General features: G+C 68.0%; 24 protein-coding genes. 13 read left to right on the top strand and 11 right to left on the bottom strand.

Annotated features, from left to right (window positions below; genetic code table 11):
* Positions 1-10: 10 nt before the first annotated feature.
* Positions 11-1,318, bottom strand: coding sequence for an ATP-binding protein (locus P3102_RS37660; protein WP_276365445.1), 1,308 nt, complete (start codon positions 1,316-1,318; stop codon positions 11-13).
* 149 nt (positions 1,319-1,467) lie between these two features.
* On the opposite strand from P3102_RS37660, the gene P3102_RS37665 reads away from it, so the two are divergent.
* Together P3102_RS37665 and P3102_RS37670 are read left to right on the top strand one after the other, a co-directional pair.
* On the top strand, positions 1,468-2,895 hold the full coding sequence (locus tag P3102_RS37665; RefSeq protein WP_276365447.1) for an AAA family ATPase: 1,428 nt from the start codon (positions 1,468-1,470) through the stop codon (positions 2,893-2,895).
* A gap of 11 nt (positions 2,896-2,906) precedes the next feature.
* Positions 2,907-3,518, top strand: a complete 612-nt coding sequence (locus P3102_RS37670) for a hypothetical protein (RefSeq protein ID WP_276365448.1) — start codon at positions 2,907-2,909, stop codon at positions 3,516-3,518.
* Position 3,519: 1 nt separating this feature from the next.
* Here P3102_RS37670 and P3102_RS37675 read toward each other — a convergent pair whose 3' ends face one another.
* Complete coding sequence (locus tag P3102_RS37675) at positions 3,520-4,938, bottom strand: CCA tRNA nucleotidyltransferase (RefSeq protein WP_276371548.1); 1,419 nt, start codon at positions 4,936-4,938, stop codon at positions 3,520-3,522.
* A 148-nt stretch (positions 4,939-5,086) separates the two neighbouring features.
* Between P3102_RS37675 and P3102_RS37680 the strand changes: the two genes are divergently transcribed.
* From P3102_RS37680 to P3102_RS37720, 9 genes are all read left to right on the top strand, one after another.
* Positions 5,087-5,614 carry an NUDIX hydrolase gene (locus tag P3102_RS37680; RefSeq protein ID WP_276365450.1) on the top strand — a complete coding sequence of 176 codons (528 nt, stop codon included), beginning with the start codon at positions 5,087-5,089 and terminating at the stop codon, positions 5,612-5,614.
* Entirely contained in the window at positions 5,611-7,776 is a 2,166-nt protein-coding gene (locus tag P3102_RS37685) for a DUF6049 family protein (protein ID WP_276365451.1), read from the top strand. Before P3102_RS37680 ends, P3102_RS37685 begins: the two co-directional genes overlap by 4 nt.
* Before the next feature lie 647 nt (positions 7,777-8,423).
* Positions 8,424-10,160, top strand: coding sequence for a murein biosynthesis integral membrane protein MurJ (gene murJ, locus P3102_RS37690; protein ID WP_276371549.1), 1,737 nt, complete (start codon positions 8,424-8,426; stop codon positions 10,158-10,160).
* A gap of 120 nt (positions 10,161-10,280) precedes the next feature.
* A complete protein-coding gene (locus P3102_RS37695) occupies positions 10,281-11,840 on the top strand; it encodes a protein kinase family protein (RefSeq protein WP_276371551.1) in 1,560 nt (519 codons plus the stop codon).
* A gap of 31 nt (positions 11,841-11,871) precedes the next feature.
* Positions 11,872-12,531, top strand: a complete 660-nt coding sequence (sigM, locus tag P3102_RS37700) for an RNA polymerase sigma factor SigM (RefSeq protein ID WP_276365453.1) — start codon at positions 11,872-11,874, stop codon at positions 12,529-12,531.
* A complete protein-coding gene (locus tag P3102_RS37705) occupies positions 12,528-13,313 on the top strand; it encodes a hypothetical protein (protein ID WP_276365454.1) in 786 nt (261 codons plus the stop codon). The genes sigM and P3102_RS37705 overlap by 4 nt, the downstream gene beginning before the upstream one ends.
* Before the next feature lie 214 nt (positions 13,314-13,527).
* A complete protein-coding gene (gene trxB / locus P3102_RS37710; RefSeq protein WP_276365456.1) occupies positions 13,528-14,523 on the top strand; it encodes a thioredoxin-disulfide reductase in 996 nt (331 codons plus the stop codon).
* A 41-nt stretch (positions 14,524-14,564) separates the two neighbouring features.
* Positions 14,565-14,888, top strand: coding sequence for a thioredoxin (gene trxA, locus P3102_RS37715; protein ID WP_007032253.1), 324 nt, complete (start codon positions 14,565-14,567; stop codon positions 14,886-14,888).
* 251 nt (positions 14,889-15,139) lie between these two features.
* Positions 15,140-16,288 carry an N-acetylmuramoyl-L-alanine amidase gene (locus P3102_RS37720; protein ID WP_276365460.1) on the top strand — a complete coding sequence of 383 codons (1,149 nt, stop codon included), beginning with the start codon at positions 15,140-15,142 and terminating at the stop codon, positions 16,286-16,288.
* 314 nt (positions 16,289-16,602) lie between these two features.
* Here P3102_RS37720 and P3102_RS37725 read toward each other — a convergent pair whose 3' ends face one another.
* Entirely contained in the window at positions 16,603-17,247 is a 645-nt protein-coding gene (locus P3102_RS37725; RefSeq protein WP_276365461.1) for a GNAT family N-acetyltransferase, read from the bottom strand.
* 193 nt (positions 17,248-17,440) lie between these two features.
* Here P3102_RS37725 and P3102_RS37730 point away from each other — a divergent pair, with 193 nt between their 5' ends.
* The gene (locus tag P3102_RS37730) at positions 17,441-18,760 is read left to right on the top strand and encodes a PLP-dependent aminotransferase family protein (protein WP_276365463.1); all 1,320 of its coding nucleotides are present in this window, start codon (positions 17,441-17,443) and stop codon (positions 18,758-18,760) included.
* A gap of 36 nt (positions 18,761-18,796) precedes the next feature.
* On the top strand, positions 18,797-19,747 hold the full coding sequence (locus P3102_RS37735) for a D-alanine--D-alanine ligase (protein ID WP_276365464.1): 951 nt from the start codon (positions 18,797-18,799) through the stop codon (positions 19,745-19,747).
* 578 nt (positions 19,748-20,325) lie between these two features.
* Here the strand turns inward: P3102_RS37735 and P3102_RS37740 are convergent.
* The 8 genes from P3102_RS37740 to rpmH all read right to left on the bottom strand — a co-directional run bounded on the left by P3102_RS37740 (position 20,326) and on the right by rpmH (position 25,818).
* Complete coding sequence (locus tag P3102_RS37740) at positions 20,326-21,342, bottom strand: ParB/RepB/Spo0J family partition protein (RefSeq protein ID WP_276365466.1); 1,017 nt, start codon at positions 21,340-21,342, stop codon at positions 20,326-20,328.
* On the bottom strand, positions 21,339-22,268 hold the full coding sequence (locus P3102_RS37745) for a ParA family protein (RefSeq protein ID WP_276365468.1): 930 nt from the start codon (positions 22,266-22,268) through the stop codon (positions 21,339-21,341). The genes P3102_RS37740 and P3102_RS37745 overlap by 4 nt, the downstream gene beginning before the upstream one ends.
* Before the next feature lie 65 nt (positions 22,269-22,333).
* A complete protein-coding gene (gene rsmG / locus P3102_RS37750; RefSeq protein WP_276365469.1) occupies positions 22,334-23,014 on the bottom strand; it encodes a 16S rRNA (guanine(527)-N(7))-methyltransferase RsmG in 681 nt (226 codons plus the stop codon).
* A gap of 211 nt (positions 23,015-23,225) precedes the next feature.
* A complete protein-coding gene (locus P3102_RS37755; RefSeq protein ID WP_276365471.1) occupies positions 23,226-23,783 on the bottom strand; it encodes a R3H domain-containing nucleic acid-binding protein in 558 nt (185 codons plus the stop codon).
* Between the two features lie 30 nt (positions 23,784-23,813).
* Positions 23,814-24,917 carry a membrane protein insertase YidC gene (gene yidC, locus P3102_RS37760; RefSeq protein ID WP_276365473.1) on the bottom strand — a complete coding sequence of 368 codons (1,104 nt, stop codon included), beginning with the start codon at positions 24,915-24,917 and terminating at the stop codon, positions 23,814-23,816.
* Positions 24,918-24,921: 4 nt separating this feature from the next.
* Positions 24,922-25,227 carry a membrane protein insertion efficiency factor YidD gene (gene yidD / locus P3102_RS37765; protein ID WP_276365474.1) on the bottom strand — a complete coding sequence of 102 codons (306 nt, stop codon included), beginning with the start codon at positions 25,225-25,227 and terminating at the stop codon, positions 24,922-24,924.
* Between the two features lie 4 nt (positions 25,228-25,231).
* Positions 25,232-25,651, bottom strand: a complete 420-nt coding sequence (rnpA, locus tag P3102_RS37770) for a ribonuclease P protein component (protein WP_276365476.1) — start codon at positions 25,649-25,651, stop codon at positions 25,232-25,234.
* 23 nt (positions 25,652-25,674) lie between these two features.
* Complete coding sequence (gene rpmH, locus P3102_RS37775) at positions 25,675-25,818, bottom strand: 50S ribosomal protein L34 (RefSeq protein ID WP_005154511.1); 144 nt, start codon at positions 25,816-25,818, stop codon at positions 25,675-25,677.
* Positions 25,819-26,320 lie beyond the last annotated feature (502 nt).

A 26,320-nucleotide genomic window follows, 5' to 3' on the forward strand; every position in this document is an offset into this window, starting at 1 on the left:
CTGTTTACCGTCAGAACGGCACCCACAGGGTGACTCTGGTGCCATTTCCCGGCGCCGACTCCACCCGCGCGGTCCCGCCCACCTCGTTCAGCCGGGCGGTGATGGACTCGCTGATGCCGAATCCCGCGGGCCGGGAGTCGATGCTGAACCCGGCACCGTGATCGCGGGTGATCACCGCGACGCCGCCTTCCTGCTCCTCGACGCGCACGACGACCTTGTCCGTCCCGGCGTGTTTGAGGGTGTTGCGCAGGGACTCGCGGACGGCGTCGCGGATGGCGATCTGCCGGACCTCCGAAAGCGTGTCGTCGTCGAGTTCGGCGATCACGAGCTGGGCGCGCAGGCCGTCGCGCGCCATCTCCGCCGCCAGCGACGCGAGCTTCTCGCCCAGCGGCCGTGACCCGGCCTCGGATCGGTCCGAAGCCTCGTTCTCGATCGTCCGCCGCAGTTCCATCGACTGCGCCCGCGCCAGGCGCTGCACCTCGGCGAGCCGTGTGGTCGCGTCGCCCTTGTTGGCCAGCGCGATCGCTTCGAGGGTCTGGAGCACCGAGTCGTGCAGCATGCGGTGCTGGCGGGCGCGTTCGGCGATCCGGCCGTTGCGGATGCCGTAGGCGAGAGCGAGCCGGGTGCCGAGCCCGATCAGGACGAGGGCGCCGCTCGCGGTGAAGAGCACGCCGAGAATCGACGGGAGCGTGGCCATCGCGTCGCCGGGGGCGGCTCGGCCGGTGCCGATCAGGGACGCGAGCATCCGCACCGGGAAGCTGACGACGGCGAGCGCCGCGGCGGCGGGCATGCCCAGCGCCAGCGCCAGCAACGCGACCCCGCCGAGCAGGTGTTTGCCGGGTATCGCCATCGCCTCGGTGAAGACCGAAGCCGACACCAGCGCCGCCACCGCGAGCGGCGCGAGCAGGGTGAACACGAGGTCGAGGGCCAGCAGGCGGACGGCGTGCTGCGGGCGGAACGGCGCCGAGCGCAGCATCCACCGGATCCCGTACAGCGAGAGCGCGACCGAGCCGAGCGCCACCAGCCCGACCGGGCCGATCCCGACCGTGCCGTGCGTGGAGACGTAGGCGCCGAACGCGCCGGGCACCGCGAAGAGCCGGTAGACCAACGGGACGAGGGCGACATAGCGGGCGGCTCTGAGCAGGAGGTTGTCGCGATGGGCCGTGTCGATCGGACCGGACATCTGCTGGATCCGCCGGAGCGCGCGCATCGGCGTGGGGTCGCCCACCTCGTCGGACAGCTCGCTCGTCGCCGTGGCCAGCGCGGGCGCGCCGCGACGCAGCAACGTCACCAGAAAATTGGGCGGCCGCTTCGCCATGGATTCTCCCCCTGCCCGGAGCACCGGCAGGAGTATCGCCGTTTACGCCGGATGGATCCAGAGACCAACGGGGTTCATCTCAGCCGATGCCGTTCTCGGCGGCCCGCTGCTCCGCCGATTCGTCTCACCCGCACGCTAGCCTGACTTCCATGCTCACCAGGCTGGAGGTGCAGGGGTTCAAGAACCTGCTGGATGTGCGGGTCGACTTCGGTCCGTTCACCTGTATCGCGGGCGCGAACGGGATCGGCAAGTCCAACGTGTTCGACGTCATCGACTTTCTCTCGCACCTGGCGTCCGGCACCTTGATGGAGGCAGCCCAGCAGGTACGCGGACCTGCCGATGGACGGAGCGGTGATCCACGAGATCTGTTCTGGGATGGCTATGGCGACCACGAGCGTGAGCTCCACATCGCCGTCGAGATGATCGTTCCGGCGACGGTCGAAGACGATCTCGGCTCCCTCGCGGCAGCGACCACGACGTTCCTTCGCTACGAGCTCGGAATCGGCTACACACGTCCGGACGGTGAAGCAAGCGTCGGCAGGCTCGCCTTGCTGTCCGAAAGACTGGTCCACATCAACCGAGGTGAAGCGGCTGAGCACCTGAGGTTCGCGCACAGTGTCAAGAAGTTCCGAAATGCCGTGGTGCTGGGGCGCCGGAGCGGTGGACCGTATCTCTCGACGGGTACTCATGAGAGTGGCCTGGTGATCAATGTGCACGGTGACGGCGGGAGCTCCGGCAGGCCACAGCCACGCGCCGCCGCACGGGCAGGCAGAACGGTCCTGAGCAGCATCACGACGAACGACCACCCGACGATTCTCGCCGCGCGCCGTGAGATGCAGAGCTGGCGAAGGCTCGCGCTCGAACCTTCCGCGCTTCGAACTCCGGACGGATTCACCGACCCTCGTTCGCTCGGTTCCGACGGCCGCCACCTCGCGGCCTCGCTCTTCCGGATCGCACAGGACAACGTGAACAGCGGAGTCGCGCCGGACGCGGAGGCCGTCTACGCGCGGGTCGCCGGGCGGCTCGCCGACCTTGGTGACCTCGGTGTCGAAAGTCTCTCCGTGGAACCGGACCAGGTCCGCGAGGTGCTCACGCTTTTCCTGGAGGAACGTGGGGGGCTCAGACTTCCGGCACGCGCTCTTTCGGAAGGCACGCTGCGTTTTCTGGCGTTGTGCGTCCTGCTCGAGGATCCCACGGTGACCGGCCTCATCTGCATGGAAGAGCCGGAGAACGGGATACACCCGGCCAATCTGGAAGCCATGATCGATCTGGTGCGTGACCTCGCGGTCGACCCGGACGAACCACCGGACGCCAACAATCCGTTCCGGCAGGTCATCATCAACACTCACTCTCCAGGTGTGGTCCAGCTGTGCAGCCGCGACGACATCTTGGTCGCTGACAACCGGCTGCAGACCGCGCCTGACGGGAACACGACGAGAGCGCTCTCGTTGCTCCCGCTGGCCGGCACGTGGCGAGCCAGAGAAGCGACGGTAACGGCCACAGATGCCGATCTCGTCGTCTACACGACCGCTCCACCCGGAGTCCAGATCAAGCTCCCGATCGACCTGGTCGGCTGATGGGGAACGCTGTGCGCGGCCTGTTCGTGGCCGAAGGTAGCTCCGATCATCCTCTGGCGGGACTGGCCGAGCTCCTGTTTCGAGATCGAGGCGTCGACCTCCGGTTGACGATGCCGCCATTCGAGCAGCTTCGAGGTGTCCCCAAAGACGTGGAAGCACGGGTGAAGGCGGGTCTGAGGCTCATGGAGAACAGGGTGGATCTCGTCATGGTCCACCGCGATGCCGACAACTCGGGAAGCCTGGCACGACGCGAAGAAATCGCAGGTGCGTTGAGGAAGACCGCCGCCCCGGCGTGGTGCCCGATCATCCCTGTTCGGATGACCGAAGCCTGGCTGCTCCTGGATGAGTCTCTCATTCGCCAAGTCGCGGGAAACCCTCGTGGCAAAGCGGCGCTCGGGCTGCCGAAGATCCATGAAGTCGAGAAGGTCGCCGATCCCAAGGAAGTTCTACGGTCCGCGTTGCTCGCCGCCGCCGAATCGACAGGCAGACGACGCGAACGGGACGGCAAACGGTTCAACCAGCAGCGGAGACAACTTCTGGAACGACTCGACAGGCACGGTCCGGTCAGCAAGCTCTCCAGTTGGCGGCAACTGCTGACCGATGTGGACGCCTTCGCGACATAACTCAGCCGATGCCGTTCTCGGCGGCCCACTTCTTGAGTTCGGCGACCGCTTCGTCGTGCTCCAGCGGACCACGGTCGAGCCGCAGTTCCTTCAGGTGCTTCCAGGCCTTGCCGACGTCCGGGCCCGGCTTGAGGCCGAGGATCCGCATGATCTCCTCGCCGTTGAGGTCCGGGCGGACGCGGTCGAGGTCCTCCTGCGCCTGGATCGCTTCGATCCGCCGCTCGAGGTCGTCGTAGGTCGCCTGTAGCGCGGCCGCCTTCTTGCGGTTGCGCGTGGTGCAGTCGGCGCGCACCAGCTTGTGCAGCCGGGGCAGCAGGTCACCGGCGTCGGTGACGTAGCGCCGCACCGCCGAATCGGTCCATTCGCCCTTGCCGTAGCCGTGGAACCGCAGGTGCAGGAACACGAGCTGGCTGACGTCCTGGACGATCTCCTTCGAGAACTTCAGGGCACGCAAACGCTTGCGGGCCATCTTCGCGCCGACGACCTCGTGGTGGTGGAAGCTCACGCCGCCGCCGGGCTGGAACTCCCGCGTCGCGGGCTTGCCGACGTCGTGCAGGAGCGCCGCGAGCCGCAGGATCAGATCCGGCTCCGACGTCGGCTCGTGGGTCTTCTCCAGGTCGATCGCCTGCGCCAGCACGGTCAGCGAGTGCTGGTAGACGTCCTTGTGCTGGTGGTGCTCGTCGATCGCCAGCCGCATGCCGGGCACTTCGGGCAGCACACGGTCGGCGAGGTGGGTGTCCACCAGCAGCTCGATCCCGGGCCGGGGGTCGTCCGCCAGCAGCAGCTTCGACAGTTCGGCCTGGACGCGCTCGGCGGTGATCCGGTCGATCTCGTCGGCCATCGACGTCATCGCGTCGATCACGCGCGGCGCCGCGGTGAAGCCGAGCTGCGCGGAGAAACGCGCGGCCCGCAGCATGCGCAGCGGATCGTCGGCGAAGGACTCCTGCGGGGTCGCGGGTGTGTCGAGCAGCTTGTCTTGGAGCGCCTGGAGCCCGTCATACGGGTCGACGAAGGTCTTGTTCGCCAGGTCGATCGCCATCGCGTTGACCGTGAAGTCACGGCGCAGCAAATCTCCCTCGATGCTGTCACCGAAGGTGACCTCGGGGTTGCGGCCCACGCGGTCGTAGCTGTCGGCGCGGAACGTGGTGATCTCCAGCGTCATGCCCTGTTTGGTGACACCGACCGTGCCGAACGCGATACCGACGTCCCAGACCGCGTCGCCCCAGGCGCCGACGATCTTGAGCACCTGGTCCGGCCGGGCGTCGGTGGTGAAGTCGAGGTCGTTCGACAGCCTGCGGAGCATCATGTCGCGGACGCTGCCGCCGACGAGGTACAGGCTGTACCCCGCCTTCGCGAAGAGCTTCGCCAGCTCGTCCGCCAGCGGGGAAATGCGCATCAGCTCGGTCACGGCGTTCTGCATCGCAGTGCTCTTCCCCGCAATCGCCTGCCCGGCGACCACCTTGTTCACGACAATCCCACCACGATTTGGATGTACTTACCCTTGCCCGGCCCAACACGGGCACGGTGAGCCAGCGTACCCGTACCGCCGTTTGCTCTAGCATCGCAGCATGTCTGGATCAGCCGGCCGCTCCGGCGCTTCGAAGCCGGGCCGCCGGCGGAGGCGCAGGCGGGGAAGGCGGCTGACCACGGTCGACGAAACCTCGGCCGGTGGTCTCGTCGTCGACGCCGAACGGTTGAACGCCGCGCTGATCGGGCGGCTCGACCGGCACGGCAGACTGCTGTGGTCGCTGCCGAAGGGCCACATCGAGGACGGTGAGACTCATGCGCAGACAGCGGTGCGCGAGGTGCGCGAGGAGACCGGTATCTCCGCGCGGGTCCTCGAGCCGCTCGGCACCATCGACTACTGGTTCGTGGCCGAACGTCGGCGGGTGCACAAGACAGTGCACCATTTCATCCTGGAATCCACCGGCGGCGAACTTTCGGACGAGGATGTCGAAGTGACCGAGGTCGCCTGGGTACCGCTCGCCGACCTGGAGACCAGGCTCGCCTACTCCGACGAGCGCAAGCTGGTCCGGAAGGCCAAAGAACTCTTCGCGCAGCAACAACAGCACACCGCCGAGGGAGCACCTGAGTGAAGCGGCTTGCCGCCACTGTCCTGTCGATCCTGTTCCTGGTTCTGCCCGCGTTGACCGGTGCGGTCGCGCAGGCGCAGGAGCAGCCCCGGCTGCGTGTGGACCTCGACGAGGTGAACCCCCGCGTGGTCGCCACGACCTCGACCTCGCTCGCCGTCACCGGCCGCGTCACCAACGTCGGCGACCGGAAGATCAGCAAGCTGGGCGTCCGGCTGCAACTGGGCACCCGGTTGCAGACCGAACAGCAGATCGGCGACGTCCTCGCGGGCGACAAGTTCAAGGACCTCGCGGCGACGGAGTTCGTGGACCTCGTACCGGAGGCCCTGGAGCCCGGCCAGAGCGCCGCGCTGAACCTCGCCGTCCCGCTCGGCCAGTCCTCGAAGCTCCAGTTCCCGAAAACCGGCGTGTACCCGCTGCTGGTCAACGTCAACGGCACCCCGGATTTCGGCGGCCCGGAACGGCTGGCGGCGGTCACCCTGCTGATGCCGGTGCTCGGCCTTCCCGGCAAGGCACCCGCGTCGCGGACGCCGTCTGTGCCGTCTGCGCCCTCTGTACCGTCGGCGAGCCTGCTGTGGCCGATCGCGAACAGCACCGTGCACGTCGTCTCCGCCCCGCTCGGCGGCCCGCTGACCCTGGCGGACGAGCGGCTCGCCGACGAACTGGCCCCCGGCGGACGGCTGGGCTCACTCGTGGCGGCGGCTCGCGCGGCCGAGGCGGACACGAAGGTCTCGTCGTCGTTGTGCCTGGCCATCGACCCCGACCTGGTCGCGACCGTGGACGGGATGACCCGCGGTTACCAGGTCGCCACCGGCGGCGGCCCCGTCCCCGGCAAGGGCGCCGACACCGCGAAGAACTGGCTCGGCCAGATCAAGGCGCTGGTCGCGGGCCGGTGCGTGGTCACCCTTCCGTTCGCCGACGCCGACCTCACCGCGCTGGCGAAGGTTCGCGCCGGTGACGCCACCGACACCGCGCTGCTGGCCGACGCGATCGGCGGGGCGGCGACGATCAAAAACCTGCTCGGCATCCAGCCGCAGGACGGCGTGCTCTGGCCCGGCGGCGCCCTCGACGCGCAGACCGTCGAAGCGATCGGCAAGGCGGGCGTCAAGACCGTGCTGACCGATTCGGCCAAGCTCCAGTCCGAGTCCCCGCTCTCCGGCATGGTCGCCCTCGAAGGCACCGACCTGCGCGCGCAGCCGATCGACGCGCTGGTCACGTCCGCGCTGAACGGGTCGGAGTCCACCCAGAACGGGCTCGGCGCCATCGCCTTCCGCGCCGGGCTCGGCGGGCAGAGCGGGCAGGGGCGCGCGCAACTGCTGATCGCACCGCCGCGGCACTGGGACGCGACCCGTACCGAACTGACCACGTTCCTGGAGCGGCTGGGCGAGTTCTACGCCGCGGGTCTCATCAAGTCGTCGCCACTGCCCGACCTGCTCGGTCAGAGCCCGTCCGGGACGGCTTCGGTCAATTACGACCCGCAGGATCTGACGGCCGCCACCAGCGGTGAAGTCACCGCGAAGATGTCCCAGATCGACAACGAGACGCTGAGCCTGTCGTCGGCGATGACGATGGATGCCACCAAACGGGTGAATCCGGCCGACGTGATCGCTCCGGTCCGGCTCGCTCTCATCCGGGCCGCCTCGACGTCGTGGCGCGGTGCCGACGCCGCGACCGTCACCGGCAACGCCCGCGGCGATCTCGACGCGATCCGCGGCCAGGTCACCGTGGAGCGGCCGAAGCAGACGATCGCGCTGGCTTCCGGCGCGTCACCCCTGCCCGCGTACATCACCAACGGCCTGCCGGTCGGCATCAACGTCCGCACGGTGCTGAAGAACAACGTGGGCCTGCGCCCCACCGAAGCCGTTCCCGAGCGGACCGTCCCGGCCAATGGCGCCGTCAACCAGCTACTCCCGGTCGAGGCGCTCCGTGCGGGCCGATTCAGCGTCGACGTGGCGCTGACCACGCCCGACGGGACCCGGCTCGGCACCGACGCGCGGTTCGAGCTGACCTCCACCGAGTACGGCGCGATCACCATCATCGTCACGATCACCGCGGCGGGCGCGTTGCTGCTGCTCGCGTCCCGCCGGATCTACCGGAGGATCAAGGACTCGCGAGCCGATCCGGCGGACGAACCCACCCCACGTGTGACCGAGGACGCACAGGTTTAAGTGTTTCCGGCCATTGCCGATTACCCTGGGTCGAACGATGCCACCGGGCATCAGGTAGCCGAGCACCGAGGATTGGGCACGCGTTGGAAAGAGAGCCGGGTGTACCGCCCGAGCGTGCAGGCCGTCCCCGGCGCGAAGGCACCCCGCCCCCGCCCCGCCGCACCGATGGCCCGGCACGACGTCCCGAACGTCGTCCGCCGCCCCCGCAGCAGCCCTCGCCCGAACGCGGTGAGCGCCCGCGGCGGGCGGTGCCGCCACCTCCCCAGCAGCCACCGCCCGACCGCAGGCGTAAGCGGGTCTCGGGCCGGCCCGACGACGAGACGTGGCGGCTGAGGCCGCCCCAGAACCCCCCGCCGGCGCAGGTGTCGCCGCGGAAGGCGCCCCCGGTGCAGGGGACGCCTCCGCCACCGACCCGGCGTCAGCCGGTTCCGCCGCCGCAGGGGCCACCGCCGTCCACCCCACCGCCGCCCCAGAAGCCGCCGAAGCCGCCGCCGCGCCGTCCGGCGACGGCACCGCAGGCGCTCAACCAGACACCGCCCCCGCCGCATCGTGGGCGCCGCCAGCCACCACCGGTCCGCCCGTGGCAGGTCGACCGGCATGACGAGCCCGACGCGACGCGGTTCATCCCGCGCACGCCCGGCGTCCCGATGGGATCGCGCTGGCCGGTCGCCGACCCCGACGTCCTGCGTCCCTACGACCAGCTCGCCACGCAGGTCATGCCGGCGATCAAGGACGCGCCGCTGGTCAAACCCAGGCCGGGGGAGACGGGCGAGCAAGACGTCGCCGCCCCGGCGAAGGCGCCGTCGATCGCGAAGTCCAGCGGCCGGATGGCGATCGCCTCGCTGATCAGCCGCATCACCGGCTTCGCGTGGAAGCTGCTGCTGGTCGCGGCCATCGGCGCCCAGGTGGAGAACGACTCGTTCAACGTCGCCAACACGATGCCGAACATCATCTTCGAACTGCTGATGGGCGGCGTGCTCTCCAGTCTCGTGGTCCCGCTGCTCGTGCGGTCGCAGGACGACAAGGACGGCGGCGAGGCGTACACGCAGCGGCTGGTCACGGTGGCGGGCACGCTGCTCGTCGCCGGGACGGCGATCGCGGTCGTCGCCGCGCCGCTGATCACCAAGCTCTACGTCGACGACAACGGTGACGCCAATCCAGCCCTGGTCACCGCGTTCGCGTACCTGCTGCTGCCGCAGATCTTCTTCTACGGCGTGTTCGCGCTGCTCTCGGCGATATTGAACGCGAAGAACATCTTCGGCCCCACAGCGTGGGCTCCGGTGATCAACAACCTGGTCGTCATCTTCACCATTCTGGTGGTGTGGATCATGCCGGGGAACATCTCGACCGATCCGGTGTCGATCACCGACCCGAAACTGCTGACACTGGGTCTCGGCGTGACGGCGGGCATCGTGGCGCAGTCGGTCCTGCTGATTCCGCCGCTGCTGCGGTCCGGGTTCAAGTTCAAGTGGCGCTGGGGCATCGACAAGCGCATGAAGGAGTTCGGCGGGCTCGCGCTCTGGACCGTCGGCTACGTCGCGGTCAGCCAGGTCGGCTACACGATCACGACCCGGGTGCTGACCAGCGGTTCGCAGGGTGGCGTGACCGCGTACAGCAACGCGTGGCTGCTCTTCCAGCTGCCGTACGGCGTCATCGGGGTGTCGCTGCTGACCGCGATCATGCCGAGGATGAGCCGCGCGGCCGCGGACGGCGACCACAAGAAACTGATCGGGGACCTCTCCTACGCGTCGCGCATCTCGACGGTGACCCTCCTGCCGATCTCCGCGGTGATGACCATCGTCGGCGGTTCGGTCGGCATCGCGCTGTTCACCTTGGGCAAGGGCACGGTCGAGAACGCGTCGCGGATGGGCGAGGCACTGGCCATCTCCGCGTTCGCGCTGCTGCCGTACGCGCTGGTCATGCTGCAGATGCGGGTGTTCTACGCGATGAAGGACGCGCGGACGCCGGTGCTGATCATGATCGTGATGACCGTGGTGAAGGTGCCGCTGCTGTACCTGTGCCCGGCACTGCTGTCCCCGGACAACATCGTGCTCGGCGTGATGATGGTCAACGGCCTCACCTTCGTCGTCGGCGCGATCCTCGGTCAGGTCTGGCTGTGGGTGACCCTCGGAAATCTCCGGAGCAAGCGAGTTCTCGGGGTGATCCTCTTCACGGTCGTCGCGAGTGTGCTCGGAGTCGGCGCGGCCTGGCTCGCCGGGCAGATCGTTCCTGACTCGTTCGGGCCTACTTTCCATGCCTGGGTGAAACTTCTCCTGCAGACGGTGGTCGGGATCGTGGTGTCGTTCGGCGTGCTCATGGCCCTGAAGGTGGAGGAATTGAGGCCCGCCACGGCGAGGATCACCCGGTTGATCAAGCGCCGATAACGATTCACGCACGGATGGCGCGCGTCCAGGGGTCGTATTCTGGGTACCCTCGGGGCGGGAGCTACGCGGGAGAGTGCGGTGGATACGAGACGGAGCGAACAGGCAGGGGAGGCGAGCCAGGTGGGCATCCGGGCCCAAGGCGGGTCGCTGGCCCCTGGCCGGGTCGTCGGTGACGGCCGGTATCGCCTGCTCGCACAGTTCGGGGTGGACGAACGAGCCGCCGCGCATCTTTGGCGAGCGCGCGACGGACAGCTGAAGCGGGATGTGGCGCTGACGCTGCTGGTCGGCGATCCGGCGGACGCGGAGGCCGCGAGGCTCGCGCGCCGGACGCTGGAGCGTGCCGCGCATGCCTCGAAGTTCGGCCACGGCGGGGTCGCGCGCGTCCTCGACGTGCTGAGCCTCGGCAGCGGCGTCACTTCGAGCGAAGGTCTGCTCGGGGTCGTAGTGGCGGAATGGACCAAGGGCAGCGACCTGGTCGACCTGGTGGCGCAGCGCCCGGTGGCGCCCGCCGCGGCGGCCCGGATGGTGCAGGCGCTGGCGGAAGCCGTCGACCACGCCCATCAGAACGGTCTCGTCCTCGGCCTCGACCATCCGCAGCGCCTGCGGCTCACCCCGGACGGCGCGCTGAAGCTCGCCTTTCCGGGCCCGTTGCCCGAAGCGACCCTCCGCGACGACGTCAAGGCGCTCGGCGCGGTCCTGTACCTGCTGCTGACCGGCCGCTGGGCCCTTCCCGGCGGCCCCGCCGCGATCCCGGCGGCGCCGCACGCGCCGACCGGCCGCGTCGTCCCGCCGCGTTCGCTGGTCCCGACGGTCCCGGTCGAGCTGTCCTCGCTCGCCGTCCGCACCATCGAGGACGGCGGTCACGGCGGCATCCGCACCAGCGCGGCGATTCTGCGCGTGTTGGACCAGGTCGCCGAAGCCGAAGAGCGCACGCAGCTGATCAAGGCCGTCGGCGAGGAAGAGGCCGCGGTCGAGCCGGACGGCACGGTCTGGACGACGAAGAAGCCGGTCAAGGACGTCGCACGGCGCAAGAAGCTGGCGCTCGGCGTGACCGTGCTGGTCGTCGCGACCGTGGTCATCCTCGCCTGGGGCGGGATGATGCTGATCAACCTGTTCCAGGGCGAATCGAAGTCCAGCGGTCCGCAGATCAACGTCGCCGCGCCCTCGTCTTCGCAGGTCGCGCCGCCCCCAGGCGAGCAGCCACCGCCCGCCCAGCAGAAGCCGTCCCCGGTCGTGGGTGCCGCGGTGAAGCCGTCCGTCGTCACCGTGTTCAACCCGGGCGGCAAGGGCGACAGCCCCGGCCGCGCCAAGAACGCGACCGACGGCGACGCGGGCACTGCGTGGAAGACCGACCAGTACGACAAGCAGTTCCCGGTGCTCAAGGACGGGGTCGGCCTGGTCGTGACCTTCAAGGACCCGGTCAACCTCAGCCAGATCAAGATCGACTCGGCGAGCCCCGGCTCGAAGGTCGAGATCCGCTCCGCCGACGAGAAGAACCCGAAGCTGGACGAGACCAAGGTCGTCGGCACCGGCGATCTCGCGGCGGGCGAGTCGACCATCGCTTTGCAGCAGCCTCAGCAGGGCCAGTACTTCATCATCTGGATCACTCAGCTGGGTGAAGACGACGGTGGCAAGTTCGTCACCGAACTCAAAGAGCTGACCTTCCTGCCTGCGGGGTGACCGAAGGCACGGGGTCAGTAGGCTCTGCCGGGTGACAGCTGCAGCTCCAACGGACGCGGATCTCATCGCGGCGCATGCCGCCGGCGACCCGCGCGCGTTCAGTGAACTGGTCCAGCGACATCGAGACCGCATGTGGGCGGTGGCCCTGCGCACCTTGCGGGATCCGGAAGAAGCCGCGGACGCCCTGCAGGACGCGTTCATCTCCGCGTTCCGAGCAGCGGGCAATTTCAGAGCAGAATCGCAGGTGACGACGTGGTTGCACCGCATCGTCGTCAACGCCTGCCTCGACCGCATCCGGCGGGGCAAGGCCAGGCCGACCGTTCCGCTGCCCGAGACCGGGCAGTTCAACGAACCCGCCTCCCCGCGGGACTCGATGTCCGAGCGTGAGACGAGCCTCGTCGTCAAGGAAGCTCTCGACCAGCTCCCCGAAGAGCAACGTGCCCCGATCGTGTTGGTCGACGTGGAGGGATACTCCGTGGCCGAGACGGCGAAGATGCTCGGTATCGCGGAAGGCACGGTCAAGAGCAGATGTGCCCGAGGTCGCGGAAAGCTCGCGAAGGTTCTCGGACATCTACGGAACCCCGATGCGATTGCGAACGTCCCAACTCACGAAAGCAAACGAGAGCGCGCTACCCCGCAACGGGGTGCCAGGCGTCCTCAGGGCACGCCGGGTGACGGGGAGGGACGATGACAGACGAGAGCAGGGGGATCGGTGGGACCGTCGGTCCGCCGTGGTCTGTCGATGTGCTCGCCGACCTGCACGCGGGTGTGCTGGACGAGCGAGAGGCGGCCGAACTGTGGCCGCTGGTGAACGCCGACCCCGCAGCATCGGCGATCATCGAAGCACTTGAAGCGACCACAGCCGACCTCGCGGAACTCGCGAACGAGCCGGTCGCTCCGATGCCCGCGGAGTTCGCGGCCCGGCTCGACGCCGCGCTGGCCGCCGAGATGCGAGTGTCGCCTGCGTTTCAAGGCGCATTTGAAGGGCCGCGGGAACAGGCCGCCCCGGTGGTGGACCTCGCGGCCGCACGGCGGCGGCGGAACAAGCGGATCGGCTGGGGCGCCGGGATAGCGACCGTGGCCGCGGCGGCCATCGCCGCCGTCGCGATCGTCGTGCCCACCACGCAGCAGTCGACACCGGGCGGCGTCGCGCAGCCACCTCCAACCCCCACCGGCCCTTCGGTCGGCGGAGACGGCGGAGGAGCCGAAGCGCTCGTCGGCAAGGCGATCGGCGTGCGCGACTTCGGCTCGCTGAAGACCGAAGAGCGGCTCGACGCCTGTGTCGCCGCGGCCGGTATGGACGCGGACGTCCGGCCGGAGGGCATCCGGCCGGTGAACGTCGCGGGCAAGGACGGTGTGATGGCGATCTACACCACAGGCAAACTCGCCCAGTTCCGCATCGTCGCCTTCGGGGCCGATTGCGGCCCTGGCAACCCGGCGATCCTGTTCGACAAAATCATCGGACAGAAGTAGCCGACCGAAACCTCACTGATCCCTTGCTCCCCACCAGCCCCAGTTCAGGGGGAGCGAGGGACCTTTGCTGTCGCGCCGGCTTTCTAGCGGCGCTAGAGGTCGGATCTCCGCCGGTGCACACGGCGGGAGAAAGTAGCGCCGGTCACCACGGGAACACCGGCCCCTACGATCGTGTTGAGCCTGGTGAACAGGTCACTACGAGCGGAGGTCACGGGTGGCTGCCGAGGAGATCAGGAATCTGATCATTGTGGGATCGGGTCCTGCGGGTTACACCGCCGCTGTCTACGCGGCACGAGCGCAGCTCGAACCGCTGGTGTTCGAGGGCACCCAGTTCGGCGGTGCGTTGATGACGACGACGGAGGTCGAGAACTTCCCCGGCTTCCGCGAAGGCATCCAGGGCCCCGACCTCATGGAAGAGATGCGCGAGCAGGCCAAGCGTTTCGGCGCCGATCTGCGCCAGGAGGACGTCGAGTCCGTCGAGCTGACCGGGGACGTCAAGTACGTCGTCGCGAACGGCAACCGCTACGCGGCCCGCGCGGTCGTGCTCTCGATGGGCGCCGCGGCCCGCTACCTGAACGTGCCCGGCGAGCAGGAGCTGCTCGGCCGCGGTGTTTCGGCCTGCGCCACCTGCGACGGCTTCTTCTTCCGTGACCACGACATCGTGGTCGCCGGCGGCGGCGACTCCGCGATGGAGGAGGCGACCTTCCTGACGAAGTTCGCCAAGTCCGTCACGATCGTCCACCGTCGTGAGGAGTTCCGCGCCTCCAAGATCATGCTGGAGCGTGCCCGCGAGAACGAGAAGATCAAGTGGGCGCTCAACAAGCAGATCACCGGGGTCGAGGGTGAAGGCAAGGTCGAGGGCCTCAAGCTCAAGGACACGGTGACCGGCGAGGAGTCGAAGCTGGACGTCACCGGGTTCTTCGTCGCGATCGGTCACGATCCGCGCAGCGAACTGGTGCGCGGTCAGGTGGACCTCGACGAGGACGGTTACGTGCTCACCCAGGGCCGGACCTCGTACACGAACCTTCCCGGTGTCTTCGCGGCGGGCGACCTGGTCGACCGCACGTACCGGCAGGCGATCACCGCCGCGGGCTCGGGCTGCGCCGCGGCGATCGACGCGGAACGATGGCTCGCGGAGCACGCCGGCGTCGAGACCGCCCAGGAAACCCCTGAGCTGGTCGGCGGCGGCTACGGCGCCACCATCAACTGACTTTGCCCGCACCGGAGTTTCACCACCCAGAAGGAGACACCATGGCCAACACCGTGACGGTGACCGACAAGACGTTCGTCGACGACGTGCTGACGAGCGAGAAGCCCGTGCTGGTCGACTTCTGGGCCACCTGGTGCGGTCCGTGCAAGATGGTCGCCCCGGTGCTCGAGGAGATCGCCGCGGAGAACGGCGAGAAGCTGACCATCGCGAAGCTCGACATCGACGCCAACCCGAACACTGCGCGTGACTACCAGGTGATGTCGATCCCGACGCTGATCCTGTTCCAGGGCGGCAAGCCGGTGAAGCAGATCGTCGGCGCCAAGCCGAAGGCCGCGCTGCTGTCGGATCTCGCCGACGTCCTCTGATCTCGCGTTTCACCTGCCGAAACCCGGGGCCTGCCCAGGCTCCGGGTTTCGTCGTTCGGCAGACGGGGTAAATCACATCGTTACGGGAACGCCGGGACGCGTTCCACGAACGGCCGCTTGACGGACCGACCGGGCCTCCGCGCTCACCGAGAGTTCACAGGGCACAATAGAGCACCGGGGTTCGCCCCGCAGGGTTTTCACAGTCGCGCATCGAGCTCGATCGGTGCCCCAAAGGGAAGAGCGAGGAGTGCATGCGGGTACTCCGCCGCGGTGACGCCGGACCGGACGTCGCCGAGATCAGGTCCACGCTGGCGGCGATGGAGCTGCTCCCGCCGGTGACCGAATCCGGGGAGTACGAGGTTTTCGACACGGCGATGGAACATGCCGTGCGGGCGTTCCAGCAGCGCCGTGGGCTCATCACCGACGGTCTGGTGGGTCCGGCGACCTACCAAGCGCTTCGCGGCGCCGGCTTCCACCTCGGCAGCCGCCCGTTGACCTACATGTTCTCCGCCCCCATGCAGGGCGACGACGTCTTCGCGCTGCAAGAGCGGCTGACCGAACTCGGTTTCGACGCCGGCCGCCCGGACGGGCACTTCGGCCCCCAGACCGAACGCGCGCTCAAGACCTTCCAGCGGGACATGCGCCTGGTGGCCGACGGCATGTGCGGCCCGGCCACGATCCGCGAACTGCACCGGCTCTCCTCGCCGCGGGCCCGCGGCGGCCGCCCCGTCTTCCTGCGCGAGCAGGAGCAGGTGCGGCAGGCGGGCCCTCGGCTGCGCGGCAAGCGCATCGTGATCGACCCCGGCCACGGCGGCGAGGACCTCGGTGTGGTGGCGAGCGGTCTGCGTGAGGCGGACATCGCCTGGGATCTCGCCCGGCGGCTCGAAGGCCGCATGCAGGCCACGGGCATGGAGGCGCTGATCTCGCGTGGCCCTAACCAGAGCCCGACCGAGGGCGAGCGGGCGAAGTTCGCGAACGAGGCGGGCGCGGACCTGTTCCTTTCGCTGCACAACGACAAGAACCCCTCGCCCAAGGCACAGGGGGTCGCGAGCTTCCACTTCGGTACCGGCAACGGCACCACGTCGACCGTCGGTGAGCTGCTGGCGGGCTTCATCCAGCGCGAACTGGCCGCCCGCACCGGCATGCTCGACTGCCGCACGCATTACAAGACCTGGGAGATCTTCACCCGCACCCGCTGCCCCGCCGTGCGGATCGAGATCGGCTACCTGACCAACCCCGAAGACAGCCGCAAACTGGCGGACCCGGCCTTCCGCGACGTCGTCGCCGAAGGCATCCTGGTCGCCGTGAAGCGGCTGTACCTTCTCGGTGAAGGGGACCAGCCGACAGGCACCTTCACCTTCGCCGACGTCCTGGCCCACGAACTCGCCAAAGCGGAGTAGCCAGTCCTCCACACCCGCACGACCCGCTGCCGGCAGCCTCGACACAACCGGTTGTGTCCCCTGCCGCCGGACCACGCCACCCCTAGCCCCACCCCGCGCGCAGCCCCCGCCCTTCCCGGGGGGCGTCCCCAGGTCCAGCCTACCCATCCACAGATTTTCCACCGCTCCTATCAGCGGTCTGTGGATAACTCGGCGGGTTACCCACAGCTGTCCCCAGGGTGGGGGATGGCTGCTGCGCACATCCGGAAACTCTGCTAAAGCGGCTCACTCAGGCGCTGGGAACAGCAAGACCACCGTCCAGGAAGACGGTGGAGTCAGGCGCGACCCATGCTCGGCTCGGCCGTCGTGATGGAGACCTGGCCGAGCAGCCGTTCGAGGGCCGCTTCCACGTCTTCCTTCCACGAGATCGCCGACCGCAGTTCCAGTCGCAGCCGCGGCCACCGCGGATGCGGCCGTACGGTCTTGAAGCCGACACTCTGCAGGAACGCGGCGGGCAGCACGCAGCTGTGCCCGCCGTCCGGATCGGCCTCTTCGGGCTTGGCGTCACCGAAGGCCTCGATCGCGCGGACTCCACGTTTGGTCAGATCCTTCGCGACGGCCTGCACCAGCATCCGGCCGAGTCCGCCACCTCGGAACTCGGGAAGGATCTGGAAGGCGGTCAGCAGAACCGCGTCCGGGCCGGGCGGAGAAGTGGGGAAAGCCTGCGAACGCGGCACGGCGTTCGGCGGGGCGTAAAGCACGAAACCGACGGGCAAGGTGTCGCTGTAGACGATCCGGCCGCAGGAACCCCACTCCAGCAGCACGCTGGAAACCCAGGCTTCCTTTTCGACCTCCGTCGCGCCGTATTCCTCGGCCTGCGCCTTCATGTGCGGCGCCAGCTCCCAGTACACGCAACGGCGGCAGCTCTTGGGCAGATGCTCGAGGTTGTCCAGGGTTACGCCCACGACGCGACGCGACACCGACAACCTCCCTGAACGACGACACCCGACGCAGCCCTGTCCCGAGCAGGACTCACTGACGGGGACCTGACCGAGGATAGGCCGATGTGATGAACACCGGAAGGCCAGGGCCCCTCAAGGGAGGGTGGTTACACTCGATGGAACTACCAGTCGGTAGCGACTATGTCCACTTCGAAGCACGGTGAAGCGCCTGATGACCGAGAATCGCCCTGTCCGGCCGGAGTCCGGCCGACACAACCTCGACCCTCATCTCGACCGCTACGCCGCGCGTACGGCCGGGATGACTGCCTCCGAGATCAGGGCCCTGTTCGCGGTCGCCAGTCGCCCCGAGGTGGTGTCGCTCGCCGGCGGGATGCCGAACCTCGCCGCGCTCCCGTTGGACACGTTGTCCGCGCAGGTCGGCGAACTCATCGCCGAAGAGGGCTTGGTCGCGCTCCAGTACGGGTCCGCGCACGGCGTTCCGTCGCTGCGCGAGCAGATCTGCGAGATCATGGCCCTCGAAGGCATCAAGGCCCATCCGGACGACGTCGTCGTGACGGTCGGCTCCCAGATGGGGCTCGACATGGTCACCCGGCTGTTCTGCGATCCGGGTGACGTCATCATCGCCGAGGGTCCCTCGTACGTGGGCGCGCTCGGCTCTTTCGCCGCGTATCAGGCGAACGTCGTCCACGTCGCGATGGACGACCACGGCCTGGTCCCCGAGGGGCTGCGTGCCGCGCTCGCGGAGACCCGGAAGGCGGGCCGCCGGGTCAAGTTCCTCTACACGATCCCCAACTTCCACAACCCCGGTGGCGTCACGCTGGCCGTCGAGCGACGTGCCGAAATCGTGGAGATCTGCCGCGAGAACGATATCCTCGTCGTCGAAGACAACCCTTATGGTTTGCTCGGCTTCAGCGGTCAGACGTACCCGGCGCTCCGTTCGATCGACCCCGACAACGTCGTGTATTTGGGCTCGTTCTCGAAGACCTTCGCTTCCGGCCTGCGGGTCGGCTGGGTGCTCGCGCCGCACGCCGTCCGGGAGAAACTCGTACTCGCGGCCGAGTCCGCGACGCTTTGTCCGCCCACGCTCAACCAGTTGATCGTGTCGCGATACCTCGCAACCCATGACTGGATGGGTCAGATCAAGACCTTCCGCGAGAACTACCGGGAGCGCCGGGACGCGATCCTGTCCGCGCTCGATCAGCACATGCCCGCCGGGTGCAGCTGGACCAAACCCGACGGCGGGTTCTACGTCTGGATGACCGTCCCCGAAGGCGTGGACACGAAGGCGATGCTGCCGCGAGCCGTCACGGCCCGGGTCGCGTACGCCTCCGGAACGGGTTTCTACGCCGACGGATTCGGCAGCAGGCAACTACGCCTTTCCTACTGCTACCCGACACCCGAGCGGATCCGCGAAGGCGTCCGGCGCCTCGCCGCCGTGCTCGAGTCCGAAATGGACTTGGCGCGTACCTTCGGTAACGTGAGCCCACGCTCGATCTCGGGGCCGCAGAACCCCTCTCCGGACACGGTCTGATCGGCCGGACGTCCCCAAGCACAAAAGGAGTCCTCGGTGGTCGACCGCACCGTTGCCGTACTCGCAGGCGGACTTTCCCACGAACGCGACGTCTCTCTCCGCTCCGGGCGCCGGCTTTCGGTCGCGTTGCGGGCCGAAGGGCTCATCGTCGAAGAGTGGGACACCGACGCGGGCCTGCTCGAACGCCTTCGCACCCGACGCCCCGATGCGGCCATCGTCGCCCTTCACGGCGGTGAAGGGGAGAACGGCGCGGTGCAGACGGTGCTGGAGATGCTCGACGTACCGTATGTCGGCACCAGTTCGCCGGGCTGCCGCCGTGCGTGGGACAAGCCGACGGCCAAGGCGCTCGTCGCCGACGCGGGCTTCACCACGCCGGACTGGGTGGTGTTGCCGCACAGCACGTTCCGCGAACTCGGTGCGCAAGCAGTACTGGACGCGATGGTCGACACCCTGGGCCTGCCCTTGATCCTCAAGCCGGACCAGGGTGGTTCGGCGCTGGGCGCCCAGGTCGTCAAGGACGCCGCGGAGATGCCCGGAGCGATGGTCGGCTGCTTCGCGTACGGCGACACCGTCCTCGCCGAGAAGTTCGTCTCCGGCGTCGAGGTCGCCGTGACGGTCATCGAAGGCGAAGAAGGTCCGGAGGCCCTGCCCGCGGTCGAGATCGTGCCGGAGAGCGGCGTGTACGACTACACCGCTCGCTACACCGCCGGGCTGACCGACTTCTTCACCCCCGCGCGGATCCCCGACGACGCCGCCAAGGCGGTCGGCGAACTGGCGGTCGCCGTGCACCGGCAACTCGGGCTTCGCGACATTTCCCGTACCGACGCCGTGGTCGCGGAAGACGGCACGGTGTATTTCCTCGCGGTCAACCTGTCACCGGGCCTGACCGAGACCTCGATCGTCCCGGTCGCGATCGAAGCGGCCGGAGCCACCCTCGGATCGGTCTTCGCCGGTCTCGTCGGACGAGCGATCGCCCGCACCAGCTGAGCCTGGCTCGACGAAGGGGACTTGCCTGGTGCGGGCGAGTCCCTTTTTCGTTTCCGGGCTACGGCGTCGACACTGCGCCCCCGGTTGTGCTGGGCCGGTGTGGCCGGCCGCGTACCCACGCCAGCAATCCTTCGTCGCGCAGCGAGCCGCCCGCGCCGACCGGAGACCGGTCATCGAAATCTCGAACGCCAACGCGTCGGCGAACTCGACGGTCAAGAGGCCGCATGCGGTCAGATACATCTCCGGGTCGGGCTTCGGCGCGGTCACGCAGTTTCACGGGAAACATTTCCGAAAGCCCGCCACGGAGGAGCGCGGCTTCCAGCAATGCTCGGGCCGAGTTGCTCGCGACGGCGACAGCGGTCAGTTCGACCAACGTGCGCACGCCGATCACCAACGCTTGCTCATCCGGACCGAACGGCAGACCTCGCCGCGCGCAATTCGTCGCAGTCGAAGACCACCGCGCGAGGATTTCGACCACCGAAGAGCAGGTGCACGCTTCCGCCAGTTCGAGCACACAGGGTCACTGAGCTATGAGCAGACAGCTATCGTCACCGTGACAAAACGACCTGGGGTGATCCCTAATCGGTTTCCCGTGTCTGATTTGCCTGGTTTCGATCCATGAGCGCCACAATGCGTTCAAGATCGTCAACCGAGCCGAATTCGAGGGTGATCCGCCCCTTGCGGCGGCCCAGATCGACTTTCACGCGAGTGTCGAACCGATCCGAAAGCCGGTTCGCCAATTCCTGGAGCCCGGGCGCCTGGATCGGCTTGCGGGGAGCGGGCTTCGGCTTAGCCGGCTTTTCACTCTTCTTGAGCGTGACGGCTTCTTCGGTCGCACGGACCGACATGCCCTCCGCGACGATCCGCGTCGCCAGCTCTTCCTGGCTGTCGGCGTCCTCAAGAGAGAGCAGAGCCCGCGCGTGGCCCGCCGAAAGCACACCGGCGGCGACCCGTCGCTGGACCGCGAGGGGGAGCTTGAGCAAGCGGATCGTGTTCGTGATGACCGGGCGGCTGCGCCCGATCCGGCCGGCCAGCTCCTCGTGCGTGACCGCGAACTCGTCGAGCAGCTGCTGATACGCGGCCGCTTCTTCGAGCGGATTGAGCTGAACGCGGTGGATGTTCTCGAGTAACGCGTCGCGCAACATCGCCTCGTCGGCGGTCTGGCGGACGATCGCCGGAATCACCTTGAGCTCTGCCAATTGAGACGCCCGGAGCCGCCGCTCACCCATGACGAGTTCGTACTCGTCGGTGCCGAGCTCCCGGACCACGATGGGCTGCATGAGCCCGAACTCGCGGATCGAATGCTCCAGCTCGTTGAGCGCGTCTTCGTCGAAGACCTGCCGCGGCTGCTTCGGGTTCGGCTTGATCTGGCTGACCGGGACCTCGCGGTAGACCGCGCCGGCGACGTTGCCGCCGTGCGCACCGGCCTCACCGTTGGCCGCGAACCAGCCCTTGTCGTCCGGCCCCGCGGGTTTGGCCGGGGGAACGGAAACCTTGGCGGAGCCGTTCTCGGCGGGGGCCGCAGAGCCCGGTGGCGGACCGGTGGGGATCAGGGCGGCGAGCCCGCGCCCGAGCCCCCCTCTGCGCTCGCTCATGCCGTACCGCTCCTTTCCTTCATCTCCGCACCCCGTTGTGCGATCTCTTTCGCCGCGTCCACATAGCTCATGGCGCCACGGGAACCCGGGTCGTACGCGAGGACGGTCTGCCCGTAGCCGGGTGCCTCGGACACCTTCACGCTGCGCGGGATGACCGTCTTGAGGACAGTGTCCCCGAAGTGGTTCCGGACCTCGTTCGTCACCTGATCGGCGAGCTTCGTCCGGCCGTCGTACATGGTGAGCAGAATCGTGGAGACGCTGAGTTCGCGGTTCAGGTGGGCCTGGACGAGCTCGATGTTGCTCAGCAGCTGCCCCAGACCTTCGAGCGCGTAGTACTCGCACTGGATCGGGATCAGTACCTCCTGCGCGGCGACCATCGCGTTGACGGTCAGCAGGCCGAGCGACGGCGGACAGTCGATGAAGACGTAGTCGACGCCGATCTCGTCGAGGATCTCGGCCGAGAGCGCCTCCTTGAGCCGCATCTCTCGAGACGCCATGGAGACGAGTTCGATCTCGGCACCGGCGAGGTCGATGGTCGCGGGCACGCAGTAGAGATTGGACGACTGCTCGCTCTGCGCCGCTGCCTCGACGAGCGACACCTCGCCGATCAGCACCTCATAGATCGAGGGGGTGCCCGACCGGTGGTCGATGTCGAGCGCGGTACTCGCATTGCCCTGAGGGTCGAGGTCGATCACGAGCGTCTTCAGCCCGTGGACGGCGAGGGCGGCGGCGAGATTCACCGTGCTGGTGGTCTTGCCGACGCCACCCTTCTGGTTGGCGACCGTCAGCACTCGCCGACGAGCCGGTCGGGGGAGCGCCCCCTCCTTGGGGTGCAGCACGCTGGCGGCACGCACGGCTTCTTCGGCGATGGGCGTCCAGCCGAGTTCCTGGCCGGTGCTCGCAGGGTCGGACGGCGGGGGAGTCACCGGTCTCGAGCCTCCTCTGTATTAGACGGGGGAGTCGTTCCACGTTGTTTCACGTGGAACCGGGGTCAGTTGCGTCTGCCGCGTGGTCGGGACTGCTTCGGCGGCAGGCGGTGGATCACGACGACCGTGCTCGGAACCTCGAGCACCTGGGAACCGCACTCGAAGACTTCCGGCTCGTCGCCACCGGCCTTGCGGACGGCGACGCGATCACGTTCGATTTCCTCTCCAGCGCTCGCTCCTTTGAGGGCGACCAGAGCACCTTGGGAACGCACGAGCGGGAGACACCAGTTCGCGAGCCGGGCCAACGGTGCGACCGCCCGGGCGGTGACGACATCGGCGCCACCGAGCTCCTCACGTATCTGCCGCTCCTCCGCGCGCCCGCGGACGACGGTAAGGGGAAGATCCAATTTCTCGGCAACCTCGGCCAGCCAGTCGACCCGACGGGCCATCGGTTCGAGCAGAACGATATCGAGGTCCGGTCGACTGATCGCGAGCGGTACACCCGGAAGCCCCGCGCCGGATCCGACGTCCACCACGCGGGCGCCGTCGGCAATGCGTTCCCCGATCACCGCGGAGTTGAGGACGTGGCGCTCCCACAACCGGTCGACCTCGCGAGGCCCGATCAGGCCGCGTTCCACGCCATGCTGTTCCAGAAGTTCGACGTAGCCGATGGCTTGCTCGACGCGGTCTCCGAATACTGCTGACGCCGCATTCCGAACCGATGCGGCGACCCCGTCCAAGCCCACTCTTGCTCCTCAACCCTCGACGCCGTTTCACGTGAAACGCGCTCCACTGATTGTCCACGACGCCGACCGCAATACGGGGAGACAGACCGAAGTTGTGGACAACTCCACTCGGCTCGCCCGTTTCACGTGAAACGCCACGCCTGTCATTCACCCCGGACACGAAGAAGCGGCCCACCGGATCACCGGCGGGCCGCTTCTTGTCGAGTAACCGTCAGGCGGGGAAGATGACGACCCGGCGCTTCGGGTCCTCGCCTTCGCTCTCGCTCTTGACCCCGTCGACCGCAGCGACCGCGTCGTGTACGACCTTGCGCTCGAACGGGCTCATCGGCTGCAACCGGACACGCTCACCGGAGGAGACCACCGTCTCGGCGGTCGAGCGACCGAGCTCGCGAAGCTCCTCACGACGGTCGGCGCGCCAGCCCGCGATGTCCAGCATCAGCCGGCTCCGCGAGCCGGTCTCCTGCTGCACCGCCAGGCGCGTCAACTCCTGCAGCGCCTCCAGCACGGTGCCGCGCGGGCCGACGAGCTTCTCCAGATCCTCGCCACCGTCGATACTGACGATCGCGCGACCCGCTTCGACATCGAGGTCGATGTCGCCGTCGTAGTCCAAAAGATCGAGCAGCCGCTCGAGGTAGTCGCCGGCGATGTCGCCCTCCTTCACGAGGACGTCGTCGTCGACACCTCCCTTGCGAGTGGTCTCTTCAGCGGCGTCCTGGACCTCGGGCGCGCTGTTCTCCTCGGCGTCGATCGTGTCGATCGTCTCCGCCATTACTGGTCTCCTCTCCGGCCCGGATCGGCGTCAGCGACGCTTCCGGCCCGATTTCTTAGTCGAGTCCGAGATGAGCTCGGTCGCGTCCGCGCCGTTCTCCTTCGAGCCGTTGGTCGACGGCTCGGCTGATGCGGTCTTGGCGTCCTTGTTCTCCGCGGTGACGGGGGCGGTCTGGGCGAAGCCGTGGGGCGAGCCCGCTTTCTTGACCTGTCCACCGGAGGACGGCTTGTTCCTCTTCTGCTGGACCGGCTTCTGGCCGGGGCGGGGCGCGGTCGGCTTCTGGCCGGGCTTCGGGCCGAGGTTCGCGCGCTTCTCTTTCTCGGCTTCCTTGCGGGCCTGTTCTTCCTTGTCGATCTTCGTGTAGACGAGGCGCTGCTGCATCAGGGTCCAGCCGTTGTTGGCGAGCCAGTAGAAGAGCAGACCGATCGGGAAGAGCGCACCGAAGATGAGGACGCCGAGCGGGAAGATGTACATCGTCAGCTTGTTCATCATCGCGGTCTGCGGGGTGGCCGACTCGGGGTTCTGCCGCTGGACCGAGTGCCGCGCGGTGAGGTGCGTGGCGATGCTCGCGACGATCATGAGCGGGATCGCGACCGGGGCGACACCCCAGTGGAAGCCGGTCGCCGCGTTGCCGCCGCTGACCATGTCGACACCGGTGTAGATGGCGTCACCGAGGTTGGTCCCGAACAGCTTGGCGCTGACGTAGGACTTGACCCCGGCCTCGTCGAAGAAGTAGTTCTCGGTCTTGGGGCCGCCGTACGGGTTGATCGTGAACATCCGCAGGACGTGGTTCAGACCGATGAAGACCGGGATCTGAAGCAGCATCGGCAGGCAGCTACCGAGCGGGTTGACGCCGTGCTCCTTCTGGAGCTTCTGCATCTCCATCGCCTGGCGCTGCCGGTCGTTGGAGTACTTCTTCTGGATCTTCTTCATTTCCGGCGCGAAGTCCTGCATCTTCTTCATCGACCGGACCTGGTTCACGAACGGCTTGAACATGATGCCGCGGACCGTGAACGTCAGGAAGATGATCGCCAGCACCCAGGAGACCGCGTTCGCCTCACCGAACACGAGCCCGAAGACCTTGTGCCAACACCACAAGATGAAGGACACGGGGTAGTAGATGAAGTCGAGCACTGAGCTACTCCTCGATCGGTGTTTCAGGTCGGCGGTGGCGCCACGAGAACGTCTCGGGTACCGGGTCGCGGCCGGGCATGGTCCACGGGCCACAGCGCAGCAGACGCCGGACCGCGAGATAGCCACCGCGGCCGGCGCCGTGCCGGGTCAGTGCCTCGACGGCGTACGCGCTACAGCTCGGGTAGAACCGGCACGCCGGAGGAAGAAAGGGAGAGATCGCCTTGCGGTACAGCTTGACGGGCAGGAGCAGCACCCATGCCACCGGGCCGGGCCGGGCGTCTTCGGTGGTCTCGTTCTCGGTGGCTCGCATGCCGTTACACCGCTGATCCGTTGTCGGGAGGTCGCGCCTGACAGGACTTTCCGGCGACGACAGCTTGCCCCGCGTGCCCGAAGAGCCCGAGGCGTCGCAACGACGCGTCGAGGTCCGAGCCGAGTTCCGCGCTGGACGCGGCCGCGGCCGGAGGTAGTGCCCGTATCACCAACGAGCTGCCCGGCGGCAGTGTTCCGAGCCTGGCGGAGACGAGATGCCTCAATCGGCGGGTGACCCGGTGGCGGACCACCGAATTGCCCACGGCCTTGCTCACCACAAAACCCGCCCGAGCCGCTTCGGCGGCATCGGGCGGGTCCGTGGTCAACGCATGGACGACGAGGCGGCGCCTGCCTGCCTTGACCCCACGCCGCATCACGGCACGGAAATCCTCACTGCGCCGCAACCGCGCGGCGGCCGGCAGCACGACGTCCCTCGACGGCGGCCGGATCAGGCGGACAGCGCGCCGCGGCCCTTGCGACGGCGAGCCGCCAGGATGGCCCGGCCGGCGCGGGTCCGCATCCGCAGCCGGAATCCGTGGACCCGGGCGCGTCGGCGGTTGTTCGGCTGGAAGGTGCGCTTACCCTTGCTCACGACTAACTTCTCCTGTTTCTCGGCCGCCGGGGACGGTTCGACCCGTTCCTGGCGTGTCGTGCTGACGCACGGCAGTCTTTGGTGTCTCCTACCAACGTGTGGCCTCGTCACGTCGAGCGACGACAACGTGGGCACGCGAAACGCCCCCGCTGTATACGGGAGACCTTACGAGGGTACGCACCCACCGCCCGGACCCGGCAGGCACCCCCTCGACCACGGACCGCGACAGTACGTGAAGAGTGAGCGCCGACGACGCGCGGGCATCGAATGGCCACCCGCCGTACACCGTGAAATGCTGCGTACGAGGACGTCTTGTGGCAACGAGCGGGGCTTGTTAGCGTGCCCCTCCCGGGTTTTCGCCGAGGTGGAACGGTGCAAGCACCCGGGTGTCCTCACCGGAGGTGGAGGCGTCCCGTCGGCATACGGCGATCCCGCGGGTGGCGTCACCGCGGGCAGCCGTACATTAGTGCACAGCTGTGGACAACCATGTGGATATTTGCTG

Source organism: Amycolatopsis sp. QT-25, assembly GCF_029369745.1.
Taxonomy (GTDB): domain Bacteria; phylum Actinomycetota; class Actinomycetes; order Mycobacteriales; family Pseudonocardiaceae; genus Amycolatopsis.

Bases quoted from the DNA above. Each gene is read 5' to 3' on its own strand.
- P3102_RS37660 (WP_276365445.1), bottom strand. From the start codon at position 1,318: ATGGCGAAGCGGCCGCCCAATTTTCTGGTGACGTTGCTGCGTCGCGGC.
- P3102_RS37665 (WP_276365447.1), top strand. From the start codon at position 1,468: ATGCTCACCAGGCTGGAGGTGCAGGGGTTCAAGAACCTGCTGGATGTG.
- P3102_RS37675 (WP_276371548.1), bottom strand. From the start codon at position 4,938: ATGCAGAACGCCGTGACCGAGCTGATGCGCATTTCCCCGCTGGCGGAC.
- P3102_RS37680 (WP_276365450.1), top strand. From the start codon at position 5,087: ATGTCTGGATCAGCCGGCCGCTCCGGCGCTTCGAAGCCGGGCCGCCGG.
- murJ (WP_276371549.1), top strand. From the start codon at position 8,424: ATGGGATCGCGCTGGCCGGTCGCCGACCCCGACGTCCTGCGTCCCTAC.
- P3102_RS37705 (WP_276365454.1), top strand. From the start codon at position 12,528: ATGACAGACGAGAGCAGGGGGATCGGTGGGACCGTCGGTCCGCCGTGG.
- trxA (WP_007032253.1), top strand. From the start codon at position 14,565: ATGGCCAACACCGTGACGGTGACCGACAAGACGTTCGTCGACGACGTG.
- P3102_RS37720 (WP_276365460.1), top strand. From the start codon at position 15,140: ATGCGGGTACTCCGCCGCGGTGACGCCGGACCGGACGTCGCCGAGATC.
- P3102_RS37730 (WP_276365463.1), top strand. From the start codon at position 17,441: ATGACCGAGAATCGCCCTGTCCGGCCGGAGTCCGGCCGACACAACCTC.
- P3102_RS37740 (WP_276365466.1), bottom strand. From the start codon at position 21,342: ATGAGCGAGCGCAGAGGGGGGCTCGGGCGCGGGCTCGCCGCCCTGATC.
- P3102_RS37755 (WP_276365471.1), bottom strand. From the start codon at position 23,783: ATGGCGGAGACGATCGACACGATCGACGCCGAGGAGAACAGCGCGCCC.
- yidD (WP_276365474.1), bottom strand. From the start codon at position 25,227: ATGCGAGCCACCGAGAACGAGACCACCGAAGACGCCCGGCCCGGCCCG.